The following is a 23,635-nucleotide window of genomic DNA, read 5'->3' on the forward strand; positions in this document are numbered from 1 at the left end:
AATGTCACGTTTACACCCGTCAGGCGAAACGGCATCTGCTTCGCAGGCGGGGACACGTTAAGCGAAACAAGGCGTAAAATTGAACACCTCCCCAACCCCTCCAAAAGAGGGGCTTGCTCCCTCTCCTCTTGGAGAGGGCCGGGGTGAGGTCGGTCGCCGAGAAGCTAAGCCTTGACTTTTTGGTTCGTTTTGTGTCAAGACAAAATGAACGAAGGTAAACTTTCGAAGAAAGTGCGCCAGAAAGAACGTCGAATAGAAAAGAACACTTTTCAAATACTGATTCGTCTTGATAATAAAAGAATAATGAAAATAAGAATTTTATATATTGTAGGAATACTACTTTTCCTCTCCACTTTCGGAGTTGCAGCCCAAACAATTGACGTGCAATTGCCCTACTATGCAGGCAGGGACTACTATTTCTGCCTGTTGAAAGGATCAAAGCAAGATACAATCGCCATCGGAAGGCTAAACTCAAAGGGCAAAGCCGTCATCTCCCTACCCGAAAATTATCGTGGGGTAAGTCGATTTTCGGTGCGTGAGTATGCCAAAATATGGAATATCATCGTCAACGGGAATGAAAAGGTTTTTATGAGCGAACCCGACTCAGTGGAAGCAACCCCATCTTTCAATGGTTCTGTTGAAAACAATTTTCTGCTCGATGCCTTTGCCCGTCAAAACAAAATCATAGAGGAATACGGCAAGGCGATTGATCCAAACCTAGCTCAACCATTAATCTTTCCTCTGCCTGAAAAACGGGTGGAAAATGACTATCTACTTTTCCGCAAACAGATTAACGATAGTCCGCTATATGCCGCACGAATAATAGAAATACTCAATTGCCTAGCAGGTGTAGGCAGTTCGTTCAACATTTCGCAGGAAGATATATTGGCAGGACAAAGGGAATTTATCACCCGTAAGGTAAGTTTCGAAGACCTCTACACAAGCGGATTTTGGCAACCCATATTCGATTCATGGATACAAATGACTTCGGCAAACGACAGCCTTTTGTTAGATGACAGTCGCTATATGCTCGAAAGATGTGGAAATGACATTCCTATGCGCAGAGGGGTGACCCAAACCATCATCCGTACATTCAGTAAATATGGCAAAGATTATCTGCTTGCGGAACTTGGCACGGAATACCTGACTATGCCTCTCAACGGGCAGCTTGCACCGGAAATAAAAGTGGACGGCACTTCTTTTCTGCCTAAAAACAGCCTGATTATCTTCTATGAAACGGGGTGTGGCAGTTGTCACTACGAATTAGAGCAATTGAAAAGCAAATATAAGCTACTTTCTGACAATAACATACGAATAATATCCATCGCTGCCGATATCGGACGGGAGGTTAACGAAGAAACATCGGAAAAACTTCCCTGGACGGATAAATTTTGTGATTTTAAAGGCTTCGATGGGGAGAATTTTCGCAATTATGGGATTGTCGGAACTCCTACCTACATACTTACCGACCGTGAAGGTATCGTCCGTGGACGCTACGCTCAACTGAAAGAATTGGTGAAGAACTAAGATTTTCAACTATACCCAAAACAAAAAAGCAATCCAAAATTGGATTGCTTTTTTTAGAACGAATATATATTACTTTATATTTATTCTGCTTTTGGCTCTTCCGTAGCCTCTGTTGCTGGTGCTTCCGGAGCTTCAACTACATCTTTAACTTCTTCCACAGGAGCCACTTTCTCTGCCGCTTTCGGAGCTTTTGTTTTTGCTTCTGCTGCTGGCGCGTCTGTTGCTTTTTTCCTTGAACGACGTGTTGTAGATTTAGCTTTAGCTTCAGATTTTTCTTTCAACATATTTTCGTTGTAGTCAACCAACTCGATAAAACACATTGAAGCATTATCTCCAAGACGGTTACCAGTCTTAATGATGCGAGTGTATCCACCCGGACGGTCAGCTATCTTTTGAGAAACGTTTTGGAACAACTCAGTAACAGCACTTTTGTCTTGAAGTTGTTGAAAAACCAAACGTCTCGAATGTGTTGTATCTTCTTTCGATTTAGTTAAAAGAGGCTCTATAACCTTCTTTAGTGCTTTAGCTTTAGCTACGGTCGTAAAAATACGTTTGTGCATGATCAATGAAACAGACATGTTCGATAGCATGGCATTTCTATGCGTATTTGTACGGCCTAAGTGATTGAATTTTTTATTATGTCTCATCGCTTATTACTCTTTATCTAATTTATATTTTGAAATATCCATGCCAAAAGACAGGTTCAAGCTATCCAAAAGCTCATCAAGCTCGGTAAGTGATTTTTTACCGAAGTTTCTGAACTTAAGTAGGTCATTCTTATTGAATTGAACCAACTCACCCAAAGTTTCCACTTCTGCCGACTTAAGACAATTAAGCGCACGAACCGAAAGGTTCATATCCACTAACTTGCTCTTAAGCAACTGACGCATGTGAAGAATTTCTTCGTCAAATTCGTCATTTCCGTCCGATTCACTTTGTTCAAGAAGAATTTTCTCGTCAGAGAACAACATGAAGTGGTGGATAAGAATTTTAGCTGCTTCTTTCAAAGCGTCTTTTGGATGAATGGAGCCATCCGTGGATATTTCCAACACCAATTTCTCATAATCGGTCTTTTGTTCTACACGATAGTTTTCAATCGAATATTTAACATTACGTATCGGAGTGTAGATAGAGTCTATCGCAATAACGTTAACGTCATCCGACATTCCACGGTTTTCTTCCGCAGGAACATATCCACGTCCTTTGTTTATTGTTAATTCGATCTGGAAACTAGCGCTTAAGTCCAGCTGACAAATTACAAGATCCGGGTTCAGAACTTCAAATCCCGACAAATGTTTGTCAATATCTCCGGCTTTGAATACATCAGTGCCAGAAACTGTGATACTTACTTTTTCATTCTCAATCTCTTCAACGATTTGTTTAAACCGCACTTTTTTAAGATTAAGAATGATGTTGGTCACATCTTCTATAACACCTGGTATAGTTGCAAATTCGTGCTCTACACCGTCAATTTTAATTGATGTGATTGCAAAGCCTTCGAGCGAAGACAGTAGAATACGGCGAAGAGCATTACCAACTGTAATACCATAACCTGGTTCTAAAGGACGGAATTCAAATTTTCCGAAGAAATTATCCGCCTCTAACATCAATACTTTATCGGGCTTTTGGAATGCTAATATTGCCATGAAATTAATTTTTGGAATATAATTCTACGATCAACTGCTCTTTGATATTTTCTGGAATGTCTGCTCTTTCAGGGATATGAAGATATTTACCTGTTTTGCTTGACGCATCCCATTCTATCCAAGGATATTTACTGTGATTGAACCCTGACAAAGAGTTTTCAATAACTTCCAGAGATTTCGATTTCTCACGTACAGCTACAAGCTGACCGGGTTTTACACTGAATGAAGGAATATTCACAACTTTTCCATCAACAGTGATGTGACGGTGAGAAACCAACTGACGTGCAGCAGCTCTTGTAGGAGCTATACCCAAACGGAATACCACGTTATCCAATCTCGACTCCAACATTTGAAGAAGGATTTCACCAGTAATACCACGTGTACGTGCTGCTTTATCAAACATATTGCGGAATTGTTTTTCCAATACACCGTAAGTATATTTCGCTTTTTGCTTTTCACGCAATTGTATTCCGTACTCGGAAGTTTTTCTTTTTCTGCTATTTCCGTGTTGTCCGGGAGGGTAGTTCTTCTTAGAAAGAACTTTGTCCGGTCCGAAAATAGGTTCTCCAAATTTACGGGCGATTTTTGATTTTGGTCCGATATATCTTGCCATTTTTTACTAAATTAATTTGAGAAGCCCGAATTGTGCAGCCGCGATTACAGAGAGGGTTTGTGCAATCAAATTCACAATTCCAGTTTCTACGTTTCTTGTTTATTAGAACTTGAAATTATTAAACTCTTCTTTGTTTTGGAGGACGACATCCATTGTGTGGAAGCGGAGTAACGTCAACAATTTCTGTTACTTCTATTCCTGCACCGTGTACTGTCCTGATAGCCGACTCACGTCCGTTACCCGGTCCTTTAACAAAAGCCTTTACTTTTCTCAAGCCAAGGTCATACGCTACTTTAGCACAATCCTGCGCTGCCATTTGGGCTGCATACGGAGTGTTCTTTTTAGAACTTCTGAATCCCATTTTACCAGCTGACGACCAGCTGATTACTTGTCCTTCACTGTTTGTAAGAGAAATAATAATATTGTTAAATGAAGAGTGAACGTGCAATTGTCCGTTTGCGTCGACTTTAACATTTCTCTTTTTCGCTGCGACTGTTTTTTTTGCCATATTAAACTATTATTTTGTAGCTTTTTTCTTATTTGCAACTGTTTTCTTCCTACCCTTACGTGTACGAGCATTGTTTTTTGTGCTCTGACCTCTCAAAGGCAAACCAATACGGTGACGTATACCACGGTAGCAACCGATATCCATCAAACGTTTGATGTTCAGTTGAACTTCCGAGCGAAGATCCCCTTCTACCTTAAACTTGTTACCGATGATTTCACGGATTGCACCCGCTTGGTCATCAGTCCAATCTTTCACTTTGATATCTCTATCAACGCCTGCTTCTTCCAAAATTTTGTTAGCAGAACTTTTTCCGATACCGAAAATATATGTCAAGGCAATCTCACCTCTTTTATTTTGTGGTAAATCGACACCAACTATTCTTATAGCCATATAATTATCAAAAATTTTTGTGCAAAATTAATAAATTATCCTTGACGTTGTTTGTACTTAGGATTTTTTTTGTTTATTACATATAAACGCCCTTTTCTTCTGACTATTTTACAGTCATCTGTACGCTTCTTTAATGATGCTCTTACTTTCATATCTTTTATTTGTTTATTTATATCTGAAAGAAATACGTCCCTTAGACAAATCGTAAGGCGACATTTCCACACGCACTTTGTCTCCCGGCAAAATTTTGATATAGTGCATACGCATTTTACCTGAAATGTGTGCTGTGATTTCGTGCCCATTTTCTAATTCGACGCGAAACATTGCATTAGACAATGCTTCTACTATTACTCCATCTTGTTCTATTGCTGCTTGTTTAGCCATAAATAAAAATTAATTTCAGATTGCTTTATCTCCCAGTACAGCTTCAATAAATTCAAAGGTTGACAATATATCCGCTTTTCCTTCACGCACTGCAACAGTGTGCTCGAAATGTGCCGACGGCTTACGGTCTTTTGTCCTTACCGTCCATCCATCTCTTTCAAAAACCACATTCTTGCTGCCCATGTTAATCATAGGTTCTATTGCAATACACATGCCTTTTTTCAACAAAGGGCCTGTTCCTCTGCGTCCATAGTTCGGAACCTGTGGGTCTTCGTGCATTTTACGTCCGATACCATGACCAACCAGCTCTCGTACTACCGAATAGCCTCTTTTCTCACAGTATGTTTGAATCGTATTGCCTATATCCCCCACTCTATTGCCTTCAACAGCCATAGCGATTCCTTCGTACAACGATTCTTTTGTTGTTCGCAATAAGGCTTTCACCTCTTCCGAAACTTCTCCTACACAAAATGTATAGGCCGAATCGCCACAGAAACCATTTTTCTCTGTTCCGCAATCAATGGAAATAATATCTCCATCTTGAAGGACATAATCAGTAGGTAAACCATGAACAACCGCTTCATTCACCGAAGCGCAGATAGACCCGGGATAATCAATTACACCCGGACCGCCTTTGTATCCAAGGAATGAAGGTATAGCACCATGACTACGGATAAACTCGCCTGCTATATCGTTAAGATATGCCGGAGTTATCCCCGGTTTAATGTGCTTTGCCAATTCTCCAAGAGTCATGCCTACCAGCCGATTGCTTTCACGCATCAACTCAATTTCTTCGTCTGTCTTCAGAAATATCATCTAAAATACCCTATTAATATGCTGCAATTGATCCTTGACGTCCTTTTATTCTTGCTCCTGATTTCAATAGTCCGTCGTAATGTCTCATCAACAAATGACTTTCTATTTGTTGCAGTGTATCTAACACCACACCCACCAAGATAAGCAAGGATGTACCTCCAAAGAACTGAGCAAATTCTCTATTTATTCCAAGTAAACCTGCAAATGCCGGTAATATTGCCACAAGGGCCAGGAACAATGATCCGGGGAATGTGATACGTGACATTACCTCATCGATATAGTCTGCCGTTTTCTTTCCCGGTTTTATTCCCGGAATAAATCCATTATTCCTTTTCAATTCCTCAGCCATCTGCACCGGATTCACGGTAACCGCAGTATAGAAATATGTAAAAGCAATAATTAAGAATGCAAATATAGCATTATAGAACCAACTGGTATGATCTGTCAGGTTACGAGCAAACCATCCTGCACTTTCTCCTGAAGTAAATCCTAGCAACGCAACAGGTATAAACATAATTGCCTGAGCAAAGATGATAGGCATTACGTTAGCCGCATTTACTTTCAAAGGAATGTACTGGCGTGCTCCACCATATTGTTTATTACCAACTACACGTTTTGCGTATTGTACCGGTATTTTACGGGTACCTTGCACCAACATGATAGCAGCCGCGATAACAAACAACAAGAACACAATCTCACCAAGAAACATCACCAAACCTCCGGCTTCATCGGCAAGTCTTGAAATAAACTCTCCGAAGAAAGCATGTGGAAGACGTGCTATGATACCAATCATGATGATAAATGAAATACCGTTACCAATTCCTTTATCAGTAATTCTTTCTCCCAACCATAGTACAAACATACTACCTCCGGCCAAGATTATAGTAGAAGTGATAAGGAACAACCATCCCGATGGTGCAGCCTGACCAAGCGCACCCATAAGGTAGGCAGGTCCTTGCAGCAACAAGATAGCTACTGTCAGATAACGAGTATACTGGTTCATTTTCGTACGCCCGCTTTCTCCTTCTCTCTGCAACTTTTGGAAGTATGGCAATGCTATACCCAAAAGCTGGATAACGATAGACGCAGAAATATAGGGCATAATACCTAATGCGAAAATGGATGCATTACCAAATGCACCTCCCGAGAACATATCCAGAAGTCCAAGCAATCCACCGGAAGCGCTTGCTTGCAGTTGTTTCAAAGCATTAGGATCAACTCCGGGCAAAACTACGAATGACCCGAAGCGATAGATTAACACAAAAAAGAGAGTAGTGAGGATTCTCGTTCTCAAATCCTCAATACTCCATATTTCTTTTATTTTCTGAATAAACCTCATCTTATTTCAGTTTTGTTACGGTTCCACCTGCTGCCTGAATAGCTGCTTCCGCAGATTTTGAGAAAGCATGAGCTTCAACATCAAATTTTGAAGTGATGGCTCCGTTACCCAAAATCTTAACCAAGTGCTTGGACGAAATAAATCCGGCATCAATAAGGGCTTGAACATCAATCTTTGTTAAACCTTTTGCTGTTGCAAGGTTTTGTAATACATCCAAATTGATTGGCTTGTATTCAACACGGTTGATGTTTTTGAACCCGAACTTAGGAAGACGGCGTTGAATAGGCATCTGGCCTCCTTCAAATCCGATCTTCTTTGAGTAACCTGATCTCGATTTAGCACCTTTGTGTCCTCTTGTAGAAGTTCCACCTAAACCCGAACCTGTTCCACGACCGATTCTCTTTCTTGTTTTAGTAGCACCTTCAGCAGGTTTCAAATTCGACAAATTCATAATTCTTATATTTTTTTCTTACTGATTCAACTTAATTTTCTACTGAAACCAGGTGTTTCACTTTCGCAATCATACCACGTATCGACGGAGTATCTTCGTGCTCAACTGTTCTGTTAAGTTTTCTAAGGCCAAGAGCATCAAGGATGTTCTTTTGGTTTTTAGGACAGTTGATTCTACTTCTTACTTGTTTAATTTTAATCTTTGCCATAATTTCTGTTTTTTGCAAATTATCCTTTAAACACTTTTTCCATCGACACACCTCTGTTTTGAGCAACAGTGTATGCATCCCTTAGTTCACCCAAAGCCTCTATTGTAGCCTTCACAAGGTTGTGAGGGTTAGAAGACCCTTTAGATTTTGCAAGTACGTCAGTCACACCAACGCTTTCAAGTACCGCACGCATCGCACCCCCTGCCTTAACTCCCGTACCAGGAGCAGCCGGTTTGATAAATACTTCCGATCCTCCGAATTTTGCAATTTGCTCGTGAGGAATTGTTCCTTTAAGAACCGGTACTTTGATAAGGTTTTTCTTAGCGGCTTCAACACCTTTAGCGATAGCTGTTGTTACCTCGCCTGCTTTACCTAAGCCCCATCCTACAATACCATCCTCATTTCCTACAACTACGATAGCAGCAAAGCTGAATGTACGACCTCCTTTTGTTACTTTAGTAACACGGTTGATAGCCACTAACCTGTCTTTCAACTCGATATCGTTAGTCGTTTTTACTTTATTATTGATTCCTGCCATTTTCGATTAAAATTTAAGTCCACCATTACGAGCAGCTTCAGCCAACTCTCTTACACGACCGTGATACAAGTATCCGTTACGGTCAAACACTACGGTAGTAACACCTGCTTCCTGAGCGCTTTTTGCAACCAGTTCTCCAACTTTAGCAGCCATCTCTTTTTTAGTCACCTTATCGGTAAGTTTAAGAGAAGATGCCGAAGCCAAAGTTTTCCCTGCCAAGTCATCAATCACCTGAGCATAGATCTGCTTGTTACTTCTGAACACTGTCAAACGTGGACGTTCGGCAGTACCTTGAACTTTACTGCGCAAACGTAACTTTATTTTGTTTCTTCTTTCTGTCTTATTGAATGCCATGATTTCTACAGTTTATGTAAATTACTTACCTGCCGATTTTCCTGACTTACGACGAACAACTTCACCTACGAAGCGTATACCTTTTCCTTTGTAAGGTTCAGGTTTACGGAACGAACGAATTTTCGCGCATACCATTCCAATCAACTCTTTATCGCATGATTCGAGGATGATAAGAGGATTCTTATTTCTCTCCGATTTAGTTTCCAATACTATTTCTTTAGGCAATTGCATCACTATCGGGTGAGTATAACCTAAAGTAAGTTCCAGAATCTGACCGTTATTAGCAGCACGGTAACCCACACCCACTAATTCCAGTTCTTTGCGATATCCTTCAGAAACTCCAACAACCATATTGTTAATCAAAGCTCTATAAAGACCGTGCAACGCACGATGTTGTTTCTCATCAGTAGGACGAGTTACACTTAGTGTACCGTCTTCCACTGTCACCTTAATATCAGGATTTACTGCCTGAGACAATTCTCCTTTTGGTCCTTTCACAGTAACCACATTATCGTTAGAAATGTTGATAGTTACTCCTGCAGGGATACTAATCGGTAATTTTCCTATTCTTGACATAATTACTATCCTCCCTCTTAATTAATAAACATAACATAATACTTCACCGCCAATTTTCAGCTCGCGAGCTTCTTTGTCAGTCATAACTCCTTTAGAGGTAGATAGTACGGCAATACCTAGTCCGTTAAGGACTCTTGGCATTTCCTTATATCCCGTATACTTACGAAGACCTGGTTTTGAAATACGGATCAGTTTTTTGATCGCATTCACTTTATTAACCGGATCATACTTCAAGGCAATCTTGATTGAGCCTTGAGGTCCTTCGTCTACAAACTTATAATTAAGGATGTAGCCTTTGTCCAAGAGAATTTTTGTAATCTCTTTTTTCAAATTCGACGCTGGTATTTCCACCACTCTGTGATTTGCCATGATGGCATTTCTCACTCGCGTCAAATAATCTGCAATTGGATCTGTCATTGTTAATTTAATTTAAATTAATCCCGTACCCCGGGACAATATTTAAAAAGTTATTTAAATGAAAAACTAAAAATGAAGAATGGAAAATTAATTTCCAGCTTTTCATTTTTAATTTTTCGTTCTTTGCTTACCAGCTAGCCTTTTTCACTCCCGGAATAAGTCCTTTAGAAGCCATTTCCCTGAATTGAATACGGGAAATTCCGAACTGACGGATATAGCCTTTTGGACGACCTGTGATGCTGCAACGATTGTGCAAACGTACAGGCGAAGAGTTTTTAGGTAAATCCTGCAAAGCGTCATAGTCTCCGGCAGCTTTCAACGCAGCTCTTTTAGCAGCATATCTAGCAACCATCTTTGCTCTTTTCACCTCACGGGCTTTCATTGATTCTTTTGCCATCTTATTTTAGTCTTTTTTAGCGTTCTTAAATGGTAAACCAAATTCCTTCAGAAGAGCATATCCTTCTTCATCTGTTTTGGCAGAAGTCACAAAGGTAATATTCATTCCCAAAATTCTACTAATTGTATCAATATTTATTTCAGGGAAAATGATTTGCTCCTGGATTCCTAAAGTATAATTTCCACGTCCATCAAGTTTGCTTTCGATTCCTTTGAAGTCACGGATACGAGGAAGAGCCACACGTACAAGTCTTTCAAGGAACTCGTACATTTTGTCGTGACGCAACGTAACCATCACACCGATAGGCATTTTCTTACGCAACTTGAAGTTAGAAATATCCTTTTTCGATACAGTAGCCACAGCTTTCTGTCCTGTAATAGCAGTTAGTTCGTTTACTGCAGTTTCGATAATTTTTTTGTCTGCCACTGCAATTCCTAATCCTTGGTTAACAACGATTTTTTTCAAAACCGGAACCTGCATTGACGACTTATAACCGAATTCTTTCATCAAAGAAGAAACAATACGGTCTTTATATTCTGTTTTAAGATTTGTTGTATTGCTCATTATTTAATCTCCTTCCCTGATTTTTTAGCGTAACGTACCAATTTTCCATTCACCTCTTTACGACCTATTCTTGTAGGTTTTCCTGTTTCAGGGTCAACCACGTTTAGGTTCGAAATATGTATTGGAGCTTCCATTTTTTCAATTGCTCCCTGAGGATTTTTCGCATTAGGCTTCGTATGTTTCGATACCATGTTCAAGCCTTCAACAATAGCGCGTTGTTTGTCAACAAGGACTCTCAACACACGACCTGTTTTTCCTTTGCTTTTTCCGGTATTCACAAAAACTATATCGCCTTTTTTGATATGTAATTTACTCATTACTTCTAGTTTTTTTTGATTAAAGTACCTCAGGTGCTAATGAAACAACCTTCATGTTTACCGCACGAAGTTCACGGGCAACAGGCCCGAAAATACGGCTACCTCTAAGCTCTCCCGCAGCGTTCAACAATACACATGCATTGTCATCGAAACGAATATAAGAACCATCTTGACGACGGATTTCTTTTTTCGTACGTACGATCATAGCTTTAGTTACTGCACCTTTTTTAACATCACTCGAAGGGATTACGTTTTTGATAGCAACTACAATTATATCCCCCACAGAGGCGTAACGTCTTCTCGTTCCACCCAAAACACGGATACAAAGACATTCTCTTGCTCCGCTGTTATCTGTTACTACTAGTCTTGATTCTTGTTGTATCATTTTACTTAGCCCTTTCGATTATTTCAATTAATCTCCATCTTTTTGTTTTGCTCAAGGGACGAGTTTCCATGATGCGCACTGTATCGCCAATGTTACACTCGTTTTTTTCGTCGTGAGCATGATATTTCTTCGTTTTGTTAACGAATTTTCCATAAATAGGGTGTTTTTCTTTCCATTTTACAGCAACAGTGATGGTTTTTTCCATTTTATTACTGAAAACGACCCCGATTCTTTCTTTTCTTAAATTTCTAGTTTCCATCAGCTCTTAGTTATTTTTTTAATTCCCTTTGGCGCATTTCTGTTAAAAGACGTGCTATTGTGCGACGTTTTTTCTTTATATCAGCTGGGCTGTCCAACGGAGTTACACTGTGGTTCAATACTAATTGATCTAACGCTATGCGTTCCGCATCAATTCTTTCACGCAAGTCCTTATCGGACAATTCTCTTACTTCTGCAATTTTCATCGTGCTTAAGAATTTTGAGTTAAGTCATAATCTCTGCGAACCACGAATTTTGTAGTCACAGGAAGTTTCTGTGCAGCCAAGCGCAATGCTTCTTTTGCTACATCAAAAGGAACTCCTTCAATTTCGAAAAGGATTCTTCCCGGTGTAACAGGAGCAACAAATCCTTCCGGAGATCCCTTACCTTTACCCATACGCACTTCAGCAGGTTTCTTAGTGATAGGTTTATCTGGGAAAATACGTACCCAAACCTGTCCTTGACGTTGCATGTAGCGAGTCACAGCAATACGAGCCGCTTCTATTTGGCGTCCTGTGATCCATTTGGATTGCAAAGTTTTGATTCCAAATGAACCGAAAGCCAACTCATGCCCTCTTTGGGCATTTCCTTTCATACGACCTTTTTGCTGTCTTCTGAACTTTGTTTTTTTCGGTTGTAACATCTTACTTCAAACGTTTAATTATTTTCTCTTACCTTTCTTGGAACCTCCTCCACGTCTGTCATCCTGACGACGGTCGCGTTGTCCACCACCTTGTGATGAGTTGCCACCTTCTTTTGATGTGAAATTCGGAGCAAGGTCTTTCTTACCGTAAACTTCTCCACGGCAAATCCATACTTTAATTCCTAACAAACCAACTTTTGTCAATGCTTCGGCATGAGCATAGTCGATATCGGCACGGAATGTGTGAAGAGGAGTACGTCCTTCTTTATACATTTCCGAGCGTGCCATTTCAGCTCCGTTCAAACGTCCTGAAATTTGGATTTTGATACCTTCCGCACCCATTCTCATTGTTGAAGCGATAGCCATTTTTATTGCACGGCGGTAAGCGATCTTACCTTCCAATTGGCGTGCGATATTGTTTGCAACAATCACCGCATCCATTTCTGGCTTTTTGATTTCAAAAATGTTGATTTGGATATCTTTATCAGTTATCTTTTTCAATTCTTCTTTCAGCTTGTCAACTTCTTGTCCGCCTTTTCCGATAATGATACCCGGACGTGCAGTACAAACAGTTATTGTAACAAGCTTCAATGCTCTTTCAATTACGATACGAGATACACTGGCTTTAGCAAGACGTGCATTCAGGTATTTACGGATTTTGCTATCTTCTAAAAGAGTATCACCGTACTTTTTGCCGCCATACCAGTTAGAATCCCATCCGCGAATTATTCCTAAACGATTTGCTATTGGATTGACTTTTTGTCCCATCTGGCTAAATTAATTTTGTTTATTATTATCAAGTGTATCTACTACTAAAGTAACGTGGTTTGAACGTTTGCGAATTCTGTAACCTCTACCTTGAGGTGCAGTACGCAATCTTTTCAACATAGCACCACTATCTACTTTAATTTCTTTTACATACAATGTAACTTCGTCTGCTTTCTTCTCATTTTTTTGTTCCCAGTTAGAGATAGCCGATTTTAAAAGTTTTTCAACTCTTGCCGCAGCTTCTTTGTTCGAGAATTTCAAAATACCAAGAGCTCTGAAAGCTTCCTGACCTCTGATCATATCCGCAACAAGGCGCATTTTACGAGGCGAAGTAGGAACATTATTCAACTTTGCAAAAGAAACTGTTTTATTAGCTTCTTTACGTGCATTAGCTGCTATTTCTTTTCTCTTACCCATTTTTTACTGTTTCTTTTTATTTATTTCCTAGGGTTTCTATTATCTTTTCTTATTACCACCGTGTCCACGGAAAGTACGTGTAAGTGCAAATTCACCTAGTTTGTGACCTACCATATTTTCTGTTACATAAACAGGAATAAATTTATTTCCGTTATGAACAGCAATAGTGTGTCCTACAAAATCGGGTGATATCATTGAAGCCCTTGCCCATGTTTTAACAACAGCTTTCTTTCCTGCCTCATTCATAGCCAAGACTTTCTTTTCAAGCTTTACGTTGATATATGGACCTTTTTTTAACGAACGACTCATATTGTTTTCTTAAAAATTATCAGGTTATTTTTTTCTTCTTTCAATAATATACTTAGAAGAGTGTTTCTTAGGAGCTCTAGTCTTAAGACCTTTAGAGTACAATCCTTTACGTGATCTTGGATGACCTCCGGTAGCGCGGCCTTCACCTCCACCCATTGGGTGATCAACCGGGTTCATCACGACTGCACGTGTGCGAGGACGGCGTCCGAGCCATCTAGAGCGACCTGCTTTACCTGATTTTTCAAGGGCATGGTCTGAGTTTCCAACACTACCAACTGTAGCTTTACAAGCAGCTAAAATTTTGCGTGTTTCGCCCGAAGGCATGCGGATAATCGCATAAGTTCCTTCGCGTGAAGTCAACTGTGCGAATGCACCAGCCGAACGAACCATTTTAGCTCCCTGTCCGGGACGTAATTCGATATTATGTATCACAGTACCGATAGGCATTTTTGCCAATGGTAATGCGTTACCTACTTCAGGTGCAGCTTCTGCTCCTGACATCACTGTCTGACCTACCTTCAATCCGTTTGGTGCGATGATATAAGTTTTCGCTCCATCGGCATAATACAGCAATGCGATACGAGCCGAACGGTTCGGATCGTATTCGATTGATTTCACTGTAGCAGGTACTCCGTCTTTTGTTCTCTTGAAGTCGATAATTCTAAGTTTTCTTTTGTGACCGCCACCAAGATAACGCATTGTCATCTTACCGGTGTTGTTACGACCACCTGAAGCACTTTTACCAACTACAAGAGATTTCTCTGGTGCGCTCGCAGTGATTTCCTCAAACGTACCAATAACCTTGTGTCTTTGCCCCGGTGTTGTGGGCTTTAGTTTTCTTACTGCCATTGTTTTATTTAGATATTACTAAAAAAGTCTATTACTTCGCCTTCTTTCAAGGTGATGATAGCTTTTTTATAAGCTACTGTTCTACCTTTAGTTACACCAGCTTTGGTGAAACGGCTTTTGTTTTTGCCCAGGTAGTTCATTGTGTTCACTTTGTCTACCTTTACGTTGTAAATTTGCTCCACTGCATTTTTGATATCTACTTTATTTGCACTTGGAACAACACGGAAAGCGTAACGATTTGGGAACTTTTCCGAGATCGCTGTTTGTTTTTCCGTTAAAATTGGTTTAATCAAAATACCCATTTTTTATCCTCCTTATGCTTTTAAAAGGTTATCAATAACCGCAACTGAAGATTCTGCCATAATAAGGCTTGTGCAGTTCAGAACTGTATAAGCATTTATGTCAGAAGCAGTTACAACTTTAACATTCTCCAAATTACGAGCCGACAAATATACGTTTTTATTTTGATCTGGCAAAACCAAAACTACCTTTTTATCAGCCACTTGCAGATTTTTGGCTAAAGCAATAAAATCTTTTGTCTTAGGAGCTTCGAATGAGAAATCTTCTACTACAATGATTTGATTGTCTTTTGCTTTATAAGAAAGAGCAGATTTACGAGCCAAAACTTTCACTTTTTTGTTCAGTTTGAAGCTGTAATCTCTCGGTTTAGGGCCAAATACACGAGCTCCACCAACCAATACTGGAGATTTGATATCGCCACGACGAGCGCCACCTCCACCTTTTTGGCGGATTAGCTTGCGTGTACTACCAGATATTTCACTTCTTTCTTTCGATTTGTGAGTTCCCTGGCGTTTGTTTGCCAAATATTGTTTCACATCCAACCATAGCACATGGTCGTTAGGCTCGATTCCATAAATAGCGTCATTCAACACTACTTTCTTTCCGGTATCTTTACCGCTTATATTTAATACACTAAGTTCCATTATTCTACAATTGATACGATTGAACCTTTACTTCCCGGAACAGAACCCTTAATCAAGATAAGATTATGTTCAGGTATCACCTTAATAACCTGTAAGTTCTCTACAGTAACACGTACGTTACCCATTTGTCCACCCATGCGAGTTCCTTTGAATACCTTTGCAGGATAAGAACACGCTCCGATTGAACCCGGTGCACGCATACGGTTGTGCTGACCAAGAGTTGCTTGTCCAACCCCGCCGAAACCATGACGTTTTACAACCCCTTGGAATCCTTTACCTTTCGATGTACCGATTACATCTACAAAGGTGTCTTCCTTGAACATGTCTACTGTAATTACATCTCCGGTTTTGTAACCTTCAAATCCTTTGAACTCGGCCAAGTGCCTTTTTGGTGTTACTCCTGCTTTTTTGAAGTGACCTGCTTCCGGTTTAGTGGTGTGCTTGTCTTTTTTGTCTTCATAACCCAACTGAATGGCTTCGTAACCGTCAGTTTCGGTAGTTTTTACCTGAGTAACAACACAAGGACCTACTTCGATAACAGTGCATGGAATGTTTTTTCCCTCGGCACTGAAAACGGATGTCATTCCGATTTTTTTTCCTAATAATCCTGGCATTTCTTTACTAATTTAAATTGTTTATCAAACTTTAATTTCTACGTCTACGCCGCTTGGCAATTCAAGCTTCATCAAAGCATCCACAGTTTTAGCTGTTGAGCTGTAAATGTCGATCAATCTCTTGTAAGAGTTCAATTCGAACTGCTCGCGAGATTTCTTGTTAACGAAAGTCGAACGGTTTACAGTAAAGATACGCTTGTGAGTTGGTAATGGAATTGGTCCACTTACTACTGCACCGGTAGCTTTAACTGTTTTAACGATCTTCTCAGCCGATTTGTCAACCAAGTTGTAATCGTAAGATTTTAGTTTGATTCTGATTTTTTGACTCATTAGTCTTTTTTTATTAATTAATTATTAAATATGTATAACAAAGCAAGCTGCGATTAAGAGTCATTTACTAACCGCAGCTCATTTCATTTATTTTATTAGATCAACACGTCCTTGAACCTCTGTCAATACTTGTCTGGCAATTGATGGAGATACTTCTGCATAATGATCGAATGTCATTGCAGATGTTGCACGTCCCGAAGTGATTGTTCTCAATGCTGTTACATATCCGAACATCTCAGCCAAAGGAACTTTCGCTTTCACGATACGTGCTCCCGAACGGTTCGATTCCATACCTTCAACTTGTCCACGACGTTTGTTCAAGTCTCCGATCACATCACCCATACTTTCTTCCGGAGTCACAACTTCCAACTTCATGATAGGCTCTTGCAATACCGGTTTCGCTTTTTCGCAAGCGTTTTTGAATGCAAAACGAGCACAAAGTTCGTACGACAACTGGTCAGAGTCGACAGGGTGATAAGAACCATCCACAAGAACCACTTTCAGTTTGTCAAGTGCATAGCCGGCAAGAACACCATTTTTCATTGCACTTGCAAATCCTTTTTGAACGGATGGGATAAATTCTTTTGGAACGTTACCTCCCTTAACTTCATCCACAAATTGAAGTTCTCCTTCAAAGTCAGGATCGGCAGGACCAACTTTAACGATGATATCTGCAAATTTACCACGACCTCCCGATTGTTTCTTATAAACTTCACGAAGCTCAACTGTTTCTGAGATAGCTTCTTTATAAGATACCTGAGGACGTCCTTGGTTACATTCTACTTTAAATTCACGTTTCAAACGCTCGATAAGTACGTCCAAGTGAAGCTCACCCATACCTTCGATGATAGTTTGACCGCTGTCTTCGTCAGTGTGTACACGGAACGTTGGATCTTCTTCTGCCAATTTAGCCAAACCGTTAGCCAGTTTATCCAAATCTTTCTGAGTTTTAGGCTCGATAGAAATTCCGATAACCGGATCGGGGAAGTCCATAGCTTCAAGCGTGATCGGGTTGTTTTCGTCACAAAGTGTATCACCTGTACGGATATCTTTAAATCCTACTCCTGCACCGATATCACCACAACCAATCACCTCTTTAGGATTTTGTTTGTTTGAGTGCATTTGGAATAGACGAGAAATACGTTCTTTCTTACCTGTACGAGTGTTGTAGATATATGAACCTGCAGGCAGTTCTCCCGAATAAACACGGAAGAAGCAAAGACGACCTACATAAGGGTCTGTTGCAATTTTAAATGCAAGAGCACAGAATGGGTCTTCAGGACTTGGGTGACGAACAAGAGTTTTGTCCGGATCACGTGGGTCTGTACCTTCAATAGCAGGCGTATCAACAGGACTTGGCAAATATGCACAAACTGCATCAAGAAGAGGTTGAACACCTTTGTTTTTGAATGAAGAACCACAAAGCATTGGAGTAATTTGCATAGCAAGTGTTCCTTTGCGAATAGCAATTCTGATTTCATCTTCTGTGATTGAAGATGGGTCGTCGAAGAATTTCTCCATCAACACGTCATCACATTCAGCAATAGCTTCCAACATTTTGTCGCGCCATTCCTGAGCTTCGTCTACAAGGTCGGCAGGGATTTCTTCGATGCTGTAATCGGCACCCATAGTTTCGTCGTGCCAATACATAGCCTTCATTGTAACAAGGTCTACGATACCCTTGAATTTTTCTTCTGCACCAACAGGCACTTGAATAGGGCAAGGATTTGCTCCCAACATTTCGCGTATTTGACGAACCACTTCGAAGAAGTTTGCGCCCGAACGGTCCATTTTGTTCACGTAACAAATACGTGGAACTTCATATTTATCTGCTTGACGCCACACAGTTTCCGACTGAGGCTCTACCCCTGCAACAGAGTCGAAGGTTGCGATAGAACCATCAAGTACACGCAGTGAACGCTCCACCTCAACGGTAAAGTCAACGTGTCCCGGAGTGTCAATCAAGTTTATTTTATACATTTCATTATCATACTTCCACTGAGTTGTTGTAGCAGCAGAAGTGATAGTGATACCACGTTCTTGTTCCTGATCCATCCAGTCCATTGTAGCCGTTCCGTCGTGAGTTTCACCGATTTTGTGAGTTAACCCTGTATAGAACAAGATACGTTCGGACGTAGTGGTTTTACCGGCATCGATGTGCGCCATGATGCCTATATTTCTGGTATGTTTTAAATTATCTGTAGCTTTTGCCATTTTACCTTAATATGAAAAAATTAAAATCTGAAGTATGCAAAAGCACGGTTAGCTTCTGCCATTCTGTGCATATCTTCTTTACGTTTGTATGCACCGCCCTGATTGTTGAATGCGTCTACTATTTCTGCCGCAAGTTTATCGGCCATAGTTTTACCTCCCCTTTTGCGAGCATAAAGGATAAGGTTTTTCATACAGATAGATTCTTTTCTGTCGGGACGGATTTCTGTTGGCACCTGAAATGTTGCACCACCAACACGGCGAGACTTCACTTCAACCTGAGGAGTTACGTTATCTAGTGCGGCTTTCCATATTTCGAGAGGAGATTTTTCCTCGTTAGGAAGTTTTGTTTTCACAACATCTAATGCTGAGTAGAAAATAGTGAATGATGTACTTTTCTTTCCATCATACATCAAGTGGTTAACGAATTTTGTAACCTTTACATCACCGAAAACAGGATCCGGAAGGATCTGTCTTTTCTTTGGTTTTGCTTTTCTCATTGTTTTTGTTAATTTTTAATTTGTTTGGCTGCTAAATCTTTAGACATCTTCAACAGTTCCGCCGAACTGTTTACTCAACCTTTTGGTCTTAGCCTACCTAAAAAATAAATAAAATAATGTGTTTTTTTAAGAAATCAAATAACCTTCCTGATTATTTTTTCTTTGCTCCGGCAGCTGCTGCACCTGCTTTTGGACGTTTCGCTCCATATTTCGAGCGTCTTTGCGTACGACCATTTACGCCGGCAGTATCCAATGTTCCACGAACAATGTGATAACGTACCCCCGGAAGGTCTTTCACACGACCACCTCTAACAAGCACGATAGAGTGCTCCTGCAAATTATGTCCTTCTCCAGGAATATAAGCATTCACCTCTTTTGAATTTGTTAAACGCACACGAGCTACTTTACGCATTGCCGAGTTTGGTTTTTTAGGAGTTGTAGTGTACACACGCACACAAACACCACGTCTTTGAGGACATGAGTCCAACGCAGGAGATTTACTCTTGTCAACCAATTCAGCGCGTCCTTTTCTTACTAATTGTTGAATTGTAGGCATTTTTTTTTAATTTTTAAACTTAAAAAATTTCGTTTTTATTGAATTAAACTTTCATTCCATATAAGCCGAAAAATACGACCAAACACATGATTATCAAATTGATAAATATGTTTCGATCGCCAATTTTCCGTAATTCGAGTTGCAAAGCTACATTAAATCAATGAGATATGCAAACAGTGAATCAATATTTTAACAAAAAAAAGAACAAATAAGCATCTGAAAAACACACAACAGTCAACAGTTATCAATCATCACTTTGTCCTCTGGGGTTTGTAACCCCGGAGTTATTATTTTTCGGATTTTAAATCCGAAGAGCAGCCAAGCATGGGATTGCAAATCCCATGTGACGAAAGATATGCAAACAGTGAATCAATATTTTAACAGAAAAAAGAACAAACAAGCATCTGGAAAACACATAATAGTCAACAGTTATCAGTCAACACTTTGTCCTCTGGGGTTTGTAACCCCGGAGTTATCATTTTCCGGATTTAAAATACGGAGAGCAGCCAAGCATGGGATTACAAATCCCATGAGACGACAGGAGGATAGCAAGGTGCGTTTGTAGGGGCAGGGCTCTGCTCTGCCCGGAAATTAAATACAAGATAATATTCTACAATTCGGGTGGAGCAGAGCCCCACCCCTACAAAACTGCCGTCGCATAGAATTTGCAATCCTATACAACGACAACACACAACAAAAAAAAGAACGAACAAGCACCTACGAGTAAGCATAAATATGTTAACTTTGTATTGATATAACGGCGAAGTGTCGCCGAAAAATTTCACATGAATAATTAAAATTTCTCTTTTCACTAGAAATCTGGTAAATTTTTGAAAGAATAAGAGAGGTTTGCAATTGTTCATGCCTGTATAGGCATGGGCTTGTGGATCTCATTCTTTCGGGTTTACCAGAACCTCTAGTGAAGGGTGAAGCAAGTTCCATGCTTTTTTATTAATATAGGCTATGAAAAGATTAACTTATTTCGAAAGACGAATGCTCTCTCTATTGTTTCTATGCGGGTCATTAACCATCGCCCTGACACTAAACTCATTCCTCCAACTTCCCATCTATGTAAAAATACTCCTTATTATCATACCTCCTATTCTCTTTATCATTATATATACTTTCCTCAGAAAAATCTGGCTTAACGATTTAAGATCGAGAAAACAGAGAAGCCTCAAAGAAGAACTTGAAGAGAATTTGAGAAAAGCCGAAGAAAGAAAGTAGAAAAACATATTATCATAAAATACTATTTGAAACATCAAACAGAAACAAAATGCTAGTTTTGATTACCATTTTAAAAAACAACGATCACTTTGTAAAAAAATAAGCAAAAATATTTTCAAGATAACATTTTAGAATTAACTTTGCAATCAATAAGAAAAGGATATCCAAACGTACAAGAATGAGCTATTTAATAAAGCCTAAAGAATACCGTGCATTACTCGATTTGCAGCAAACCGAATTGGGGATAAAGCAGATAAAGGATTTTTTCCAGCAAAACCTATCTTCTGAACTTAGGCTCAGGAGAGTTACGGCGCCTTTATTCGTACTGAAAGGCACCGGAATAAATGACGATTTGAACGGCATCGAGAAAGCGGTTAATTTTTCCATCACCGATATGGGAGGCGAACAAGCCGAAATAGTACATTCATTGGCAAAATGGAAAAGGCTCACTTTGGGTGACTATGGCATTTGCGAGGGTTTTGGCTTGTACACAGACATGAATGCCATTCGTGCCGACGAAGAATTAGGCAACCTACACTCGCTTTATGTTGACCAATGGGACTGGGAAATGGTTATGGCCGACAAAGACAGAAACCTGAAATTTCTGAAAGAAATAGTAAACCGCATCTATGCGGCTATGGTCAGAACGGAATATCTTGTATACGAAATGTTCCCTGCAATTCCTCCTATCCTACCCAGCGAAATCACATTCATCCACTCCGAAGAATTACTACAAAGATATCCTAATCTGTCTGACAAGGAGAGAGAGAATGAAATTGCTAAAGAATATGGCGCAGTATTCATCATCGGAATAGGCGGAGCTTTGAGCAACGGAAAACCTCACGACGGACGCTCTCCCGATTACGACGATTGGACTACCCGATCGGAAAACGGATACAAAGGACTGAACGGCGACCTTCTTGTGTGGAATCCCGTATTGGAAAAAGCGATGGAGCTTTCATCTATGGGTATCAGGGTAAACGCCGAAGTTTTGTTAGAACAGTTGAAAACATCGGGACAAGAGTCGAGAAAAAATCTTTATTTTCACCAACGCCTGCTCAATGGAGAATTACCTCTATCAATAGGCGGAGGAATCGGGCAGTCACGTTTGTGCATGTTCTATCTGCGCAAAGGGCATATCGGAGAAATTCAAGCGAGCATTTGGCCTCAACAAATGCGAGACGAAGCCGAAAAAGCAGGCATGCCTCTTATATAAATTAAACATTTCCTCAATTAGCATGTAAGCAACTGACTACATGAACTTAACAGGGTTATATACGATCTTACTACTGGTTGCATCCAACATTTTTATGACCTTTGCATGGTATGGGCATCTCAAGCTGAAAGAATTTTCATGGTTTGCCTCGTTGCCTCTTTTTGGCGTAATAGCTTTCAGTTGGGGGATTGCTTTTTTTGAATATTGCTTTCAGGTTCCTGCCAACAGAATCGGCTTCCAAAACAATGGAGGACCTTTTTCCTTGATACAATTGAAAGTTATACAAGAGGTGATAACCTTAGTCATCTTTGTTTTATTCAGCACATTGGCTTTCAAAACAGAGACTATAAAGTGGAACCACCTGCTGGCATTCGTATTTCTTATTGCTGCGGTTTATCTTGTGTTTAAGGAATAATTACTCCTCTGCTTTTTCGGTTTGCAAATCGGCTTTCGACTTACTGCTTGTTACGAGGTAAACACCAAACAGGATGAGAAGTCCCGAAATCACTTTCTCGAACGAGAACGTATCCTGTCCTGCCATTATTGCAACAAAAGAGGCTACCAATGGCTGTAGATTGTTATACATAGCCATGGTTGTAGGGCGTATGCGCTTTTGTGCCAATGGCATAAGCATATAAGTTATATATGTAGCTCCGAACAGAACAAATCCGACAAACAAAAACGGCTTGATACTTGCCTGATGGAAAACATTGGCAGACGTAATGTCGGTGAATGCAAATGGGATAAGTATGACTGTTGAATACAGAAACATCCACTTCATGATGGTGACGGATGAATATTTTTTCGATATTTCTCTGGTCAGGATAAGGTAAAAAGCATAAAAGAAAGCTCCACCGGCTACTGCCAGATTACCTTTCATGCTAGCTTGCTGCACATCTTCCCCATGATGTGTAGAATATACCAGAAATATTGCCCCGGCTGCGCCCGTCAACACACCACCGAATTTTTTCGCCGTTATTGGTTCCCGCAGTGCAATCGCCGCTATTATCATGGCAAACAACGGACTGGAGGTTGTGATAATAGACGCATCTACGGGCGAAGTGGTTGCCAGTCCGTAGATAAACGACCCCTGATTGAGAACAATTCCTACAATCCCCCCGATGAAAAGAGTCAGCATATCTTTTTTCTCAACCTTCTCTTTCGGCATGAAGAGCGAGGTTAACCAGAAAGCGATTGTTGCGAAAGTCATACGCAACACAGTAAGTCCGAACGAGGATATATAACCCTCGCTCAGAACATATTTGCTGATTGGCATATTCAGTCCGAAGACCAAAGCCACAAAAAACATAATCAGGTTTCCCTGTTGCTTTTGTGAAAATTTCATCTTTTTTCTATTTGTACG

General features: G+C 40.1%; 38 protein-coding genes. 4 read left to right on the plus strand and 34 right to left on the minus strand.

Annotated features, from left to right (window positions below; all coding sequences use genetic code 11):
- The first annotated feature begins 204 nt into the window (after window positions 1-204).
- Complete coding sequence (locus tag D0T56_RS01335; RefSeq protein WP_163318343.1) at window positions 205-1,527, plus strand: redoxin domain-containing protein; 1,323 nt, start codon at window positions 205-207, stop codon at window positions 1,525-1,527.
- A gap of 80 nt (window positions 1,528-1,607) precedes the next feature.
- On the opposite strand, the gene rplQ is transcribed toward D0T56_RS01335, so the two are convergent.
- The 33 genes from rplQ to rpsL form a co-directional block, all read right to left on the minus strand.
- Window positions 1,608-2,174 carry a 50S ribosomal protein L17 gene (rplQ, locus tag D0T56_RS01340; RefSeq protein WP_163318344.1) on the minus strand — a complete coding sequence of 189 codons (567 nt, stop codon included), beginning with the start codon at window positions 2,172-2,174 and terminating at the stop codon, window positions 1,608-1,610.
- A gap of 6 nt (window positions 2,175-2,180) precedes the next feature.
- Entirely contained in the window at window positions 2,181-3,173 is a 993-nt protein-coding gene (locus D0T56_RS01345) for a DNA-directed RNA polymerase subunit alpha (RefSeq protein ID WP_163318345.1), read from the minus strand.
- 4 nt (window positions 3,174-3,177) lie between these two features.
- Window positions 3,178-3,786 carry a 30S ribosomal protein S4 gene (gene rpsD, locus D0T56_RS01350; RefSeq protein ID WP_163318346.1) on the minus strand — a complete coding sequence of 203 codons (609 nt, stop codon included), beginning with the start codon at window positions 3,784-3,786 and terminating at the stop codon, window positions 3,178-3,180.
- Between the two features lie 118 nt (window positions 3,787-3,904).
- A complete protein-coding gene (gene rpsK, locus D0T56_RS01355) occupies window positions 3,905-4,294 on the minus strand; it encodes a 30S ribosomal protein S11 (protein WP_163318347.1) in 390 nt (129 codons plus the stop codon).
- Window positions 4,295-4,303: 9 nt separating this feature from the next.
- Complete coding sequence (gene rpsM / locus D0T56_RS01360; RefSeq protein WP_163318348.1) at window positions 4,304-4,684, minus strand: 30S ribosomal protein S13; 381 nt, start codon at window positions 4,682-4,684, stop codon at window positions 4,304-4,306.
- Between the two features lie 35 nt (window positions 4,685-4,719).
- On the minus strand, window positions 4,720-4,836 hold the full coding sequence (gene ykgO / locus D0T56_RS01365) for a type B 50S ribosomal protein L36 (protein ID WP_026626992.1): 117 nt from the start codon (window positions 4,834-4,836) through the stop codon (window positions 4,720-4,722).
- Between the two features lie 13 nt (window positions 4,837-4,849).
- The gene (infA, locus tag D0T56_RS01370) at window positions 4,850-5,068 is read right to left on the minus strand and encodes a translation initiation factor IF-1 (RefSeq protein ID WP_014224918.1); all 219 of its coding nucleotides are present in this window, start codon (window positions 5,066-5,068) and stop codon (window positions 4,850-4,852) included.
- 15 nt (window positions 5,069-5,083) lie between these two features.
- A complete protein-coding gene (gene map / locus D0T56_RS01375; protein WP_163318349.1) occupies window positions 5,084-5,884 on the minus strand; it encodes a type I methionyl aminopeptidase in 801 nt (266 codons plus the stop codon).
- A gap of 13 nt (window positions 5,885-5,897) precedes the next feature.
- Window positions 5,898-7,223, minus strand: a complete 1,326-nt coding sequence (gene secY / locus D0T56_RS01380; RefSeq protein WP_163318350.1) for a preprotein translocase subunit SecY — start codon at window positions 7,221-7,223, stop codon at window positions 5,898-5,900.
- A gap of 1 nt (window position 7,224) precedes the next feature.
- Window positions 7,225-7,674, minus strand: coding sequence for a 50S ribosomal protein L15 (gene rplO / locus D0T56_RS01385; protein ID WP_163318351.1), 450 nt, complete (start codon window positions 7,672-7,674; stop codon window positions 7,225-7,227).
- Window positions 7,675-7,705: 31 nt separating this feature from the next.
- Window positions 7,706-7,882: a 50S ribosomal protein L30 gene (rpmD, locus tag D0T56_RS01390; protein ID WP_221412321.1), complete on the minus strand. Its 177-nt coding sequence runs from the start codon at window positions 7,880-7,882 to the stop codon at window positions 7,706-7,708.
- Window positions 7,883-7,901: 19 nt separating this feature from the next.
- Entirely contained in the window at window positions 7,902-8,420 is a 519-nt protein-coding gene (gene rpsE, locus D0T56_RS01395; RefSeq protein WP_163318353.1) for a 30S ribosomal protein S5, read from the minus strand.
- A gap of 6 nt (window positions 8,421-8,426) precedes the next feature.
- Complete coding sequence (gene rplR, locus D0T56_RS01400) at window positions 8,427-8,774, minus strand: 50S ribosomal protein L18 (RefSeq protein WP_163318354.1); 348 nt, start codon at window positions 8,772-8,774, stop codon at window positions 8,427-8,429.
- A 21-nt stretch (window positions 8,775-8,795) separates the two neighbouring features.
- On the minus strand, window positions 8,796-9,350 hold the full coding sequence (gene rplF, locus D0T56_RS01405) for a 50S ribosomal protein L6 (protein ID WP_163318355.1): 555 nt from the start codon (window positions 9,348-9,350) through the stop codon (window positions 8,796-8,798).
- Between the two features lie 21 nt (window positions 9,351-9,371).
- Entirely contained in the window at window positions 9,372-9,767 is a 396-nt protein-coding gene (gene rpsH, locus D0T56_RS01410; RefSeq protein WP_163318356.1) for a 30S ribosomal protein S8, read from the minus strand.
- Between the two features lie 127 nt (window positions 9,768-9,894).
- Complete coding sequence (gene rpsN / locus D0T56_RS01415; RefSeq protein WP_163318357.1) at window positions 9,895-10,164, minus strand: 30S ribosomal protein S14; 270 nt, start codon at window positions 10,162-10,164, stop codon at window positions 9,895-9,897.
- A 6-nt stretch (window positions 10,165-10,170) separates the two neighbouring features.
- Window positions 10,171-10,728 (minus strand): 50S ribosomal protein L5, encoded by a 558-nt coding sequence (gene rplE, locus D0T56_RS01420; protein WP_163318358.1) that lies wholly within the window; start codon window positions 10,726-10,728, stop codon window positions 10,171-10,173.
- A complete protein-coding gene (gene rplX / locus D0T56_RS01425) occupies window positions 10,728-11,045 on the minus strand; it encodes a 50S ribosomal protein L24 (RefSeq protein WP_163318359.1) in 318 nt (105 codons plus the stop codon). Before rplX ends, rplE begins: the two co-directional genes overlap by 1 nt.
- Window positions 11,046-11,064: 19 nt before the next feature.
- Window positions 11,065-11,430: a 50S ribosomal protein L14 gene (gene rplN / locus D0T56_RS01430; RefSeq protein ID WP_163318360.1), complete on the minus strand. Its 366-nt coding sequence runs from the start codon at window positions 11,428-11,430 to the stop codon at window positions 11,065-11,067.
- Between the two features lies 1 nt (window position 11,431).
- Window positions 11,432-11,689 (minus strand): 30S ribosomal protein S17, encoded by a 258-nt coding sequence (gene rpsQ, locus D0T56_RS01435; RefSeq protein WP_163318361.1) that lies wholly within the window; start codon window positions 11,687-11,689, stop codon window positions 11,432-11,434.
- 10 nt (window positions 11,690-11,699) lie between these two features.
- The gene (gene rpmC / locus D0T56_RS01440) at window positions 11,700-11,894 is read right to left on the minus strand and encodes a 50S ribosomal protein L29 (RefSeq protein ID WP_163318362.1); all 195 of its coding nucleotides are present in this window, start codon (window positions 11,892-11,894) and stop codon (window positions 11,700-11,702) included.
- A gap of 5 nt (window positions 11,895-11,899) precedes the next feature.
- A complete protein-coding gene (rplP, locus tag D0T56_RS01445; RefSeq protein WP_163318363.1) occupies window positions 11,900-12,331 on the minus strand; it encodes a 50S ribosomal protein L16 in 432 nt (143 codons plus the stop codon).
- Between the two features lie 18 nt (window positions 12,332-12,349).
- On the minus strand, window positions 12,350-13,099 hold the full coding sequence (gene rpsC / locus D0T56_RS01450; RefSeq protein WP_163318364.1) for a 30S ribosomal protein S3: 750 nt from the start codon (window positions 13,097-13,099) through the stop codon (window positions 12,350-12,352).
- 9 nt (window positions 13,100-13,108) lie between these two features.
- Window positions 13,109-13,516, minus strand: coding sequence for a 50S ribosomal protein L22 (rplV, locus tag D0T56_RS01455; protein ID WP_163318365.1), 408 nt, complete (start codon window positions 13,514-13,516; stop codon window positions 13,109-13,111).
- A gap of 39 nt (window positions 13,517-13,555) precedes the next feature.
- Window positions 13,556-13,825: a 30S ribosomal protein S19 gene (rpsS, locus tag D0T56_RS01460; RefSeq protein WP_163318366.1), complete on the minus strand. Its 270-nt coding sequence runs from the start codon at window positions 13,823-13,825 to the stop codon at window positions 13,556-13,558.
- Window positions 13,826-13,849: 24 nt separating this feature from the next.
- Entirely contained in the window at window positions 13,850-14,674 is an 825-nt protein-coding gene (rplB, locus tag D0T56_RS01465; protein ID WP_163318367.1) for a 50S ribosomal protein L2, read from the minus strand.
- Window positions 14,675-14,682: 8 nt separating this feature from the next.
- On the minus strand, window positions 14,683-14,976 hold the full coding sequence (gene rplW, locus D0T56_RS01470) for a 50S ribosomal protein L23 (RefSeq protein ID WP_163318368.1): 294 nt from the start codon (window positions 14,974-14,976) through the stop codon (window positions 14,683-14,685).
- 12 nt (window positions 14,977-14,988) lie between these two features.
- A complete protein-coding gene (gene rplD / locus D0T56_RS01475; protein WP_163318369.1) occupies window positions 14,989-15,618 on the minus strand; it encodes a 50S ribosomal protein L4 in 630 nt (209 codons plus the stop codon).
- Window positions 15,618-16,232: a 50S ribosomal protein L3 gene (rplC, locus tag D0T56_RS01480; protein ID WP_163318370.1), complete on the minus strand. Its 615-nt coding sequence runs from the start codon at window positions 16,230-16,232 to the stop codon at window positions 15,618-15,620. The genes rplD and rplC overlap by 1 nt, the downstream gene beginning before the upstream one ends.
- A gap of 24 nt (window positions 16,233-16,256) precedes the next feature.
- The gene (gene rpsJ / locus D0T56_RS01485; RefSeq protein ID WP_163318371.1) at window positions 16,257-16,562 is read right to left on the minus strand and encodes a 30S ribosomal protein S10; all 306 of its coding nucleotides are present in this window, start codon (window positions 16,560-16,562) and stop codon (window positions 16,257-16,259) included.
- An 87-nt stretch (window positions 16,563-16,649) separates the two neighbouring features.
- Window positions 16,650-18,776, minus strand: a complete 2,127-nt coding sequence (fusA, locus tag D0T56_RS01490) for an elongation factor G (RefSeq protein WP_163318372.1) — start codon at window positions 18,774-18,776, stop codon at window positions 16,650-16,652.
- A 20-nt stretch (window positions 18,777-18,796) separates the two neighbouring features.
- Window positions 18,797-19,273: a 30S ribosomal protein S7 gene (gene rpsG, locus D0T56_RS01495; RefSeq protein WP_163318373.1), complete on the minus strand. Its 477-nt coding sequence runs from the start codon at window positions 19,271-19,273 to the stop codon at window positions 18,797-18,799.
- Window positions 19,274-19,424: 151 nt separating this feature from the next.
- On the minus strand, window positions 19,425-19,829 hold the full coding sequence (rpsL, locus tag D0T56_RS01500; RefSeq protein ID WP_163318374.1) for a 30S ribosomal protein S12: 405 nt from the start codon (window positions 19,827-19,829) through the stop codon (window positions 19,425-19,427).
- Window positions 19,830-20,792: 963 nt separating this feature from the next.
- Here rpsL and D0T56_RS01505 point away from each other — a divergent pair.
- The 3 genes from D0T56_RS01505 (at window position 20,793) to D0T56_RS01515 (ending at window position 22,687) form a co-directional block, all read left to right on the plus strand.
- Entirely contained in the window at window positions 20,793-21,056 is a 264-nt protein-coding gene (locus D0T56_RS01505; protein ID WP_163318375.1) for a hypothetical protein, read from the plus strand.
- Between the two features lie 178 nt (window positions 21,057-21,234).
- Entirely contained in the window at window positions 21,235-22,272 is a 1,038-nt protein-coding gene (asnA, locus tag D0T56_RS01510) for an aspartate--ammonia ligase (RefSeq protein ID WP_163318376.1), read from the plus strand.
- A 40-nt stretch (window positions 22,273-22,312) separates the two neighbouring features.
- Entirely contained in the window at window positions 22,313-22,687 is a 375-nt protein-coding gene (locus D0T56_RS01515; RefSeq protein WP_163318377.1) for a DMT family protein, read from the plus strand.
- Here D0T56_RS01515 and D0T56_RS01520 read toward each other — a convergent pair whose 3' ends face one another.
- Window positions 22,688-23,617, minus strand: coding sequence for a DMT family transporter (locus D0T56_RS01520; RefSeq protein WP_163318378.1), 930 nt, complete (start codon window positions 23,615-23,617; stop codon window positions 22,688-22,690).
- Between the last annotated feature and the right edge of the window lie 18 nt (window positions 23,618-23,635).

This window comes from Dysgonomonas sp. 520, assembly GCF_010501095.1.
In the GTDB taxonomy this organism is placed as follows: Bacteria; Bacteroidota; Bacteroidia; order Bacteroidales; family Dysgonomonadaceae; genus QVMP01.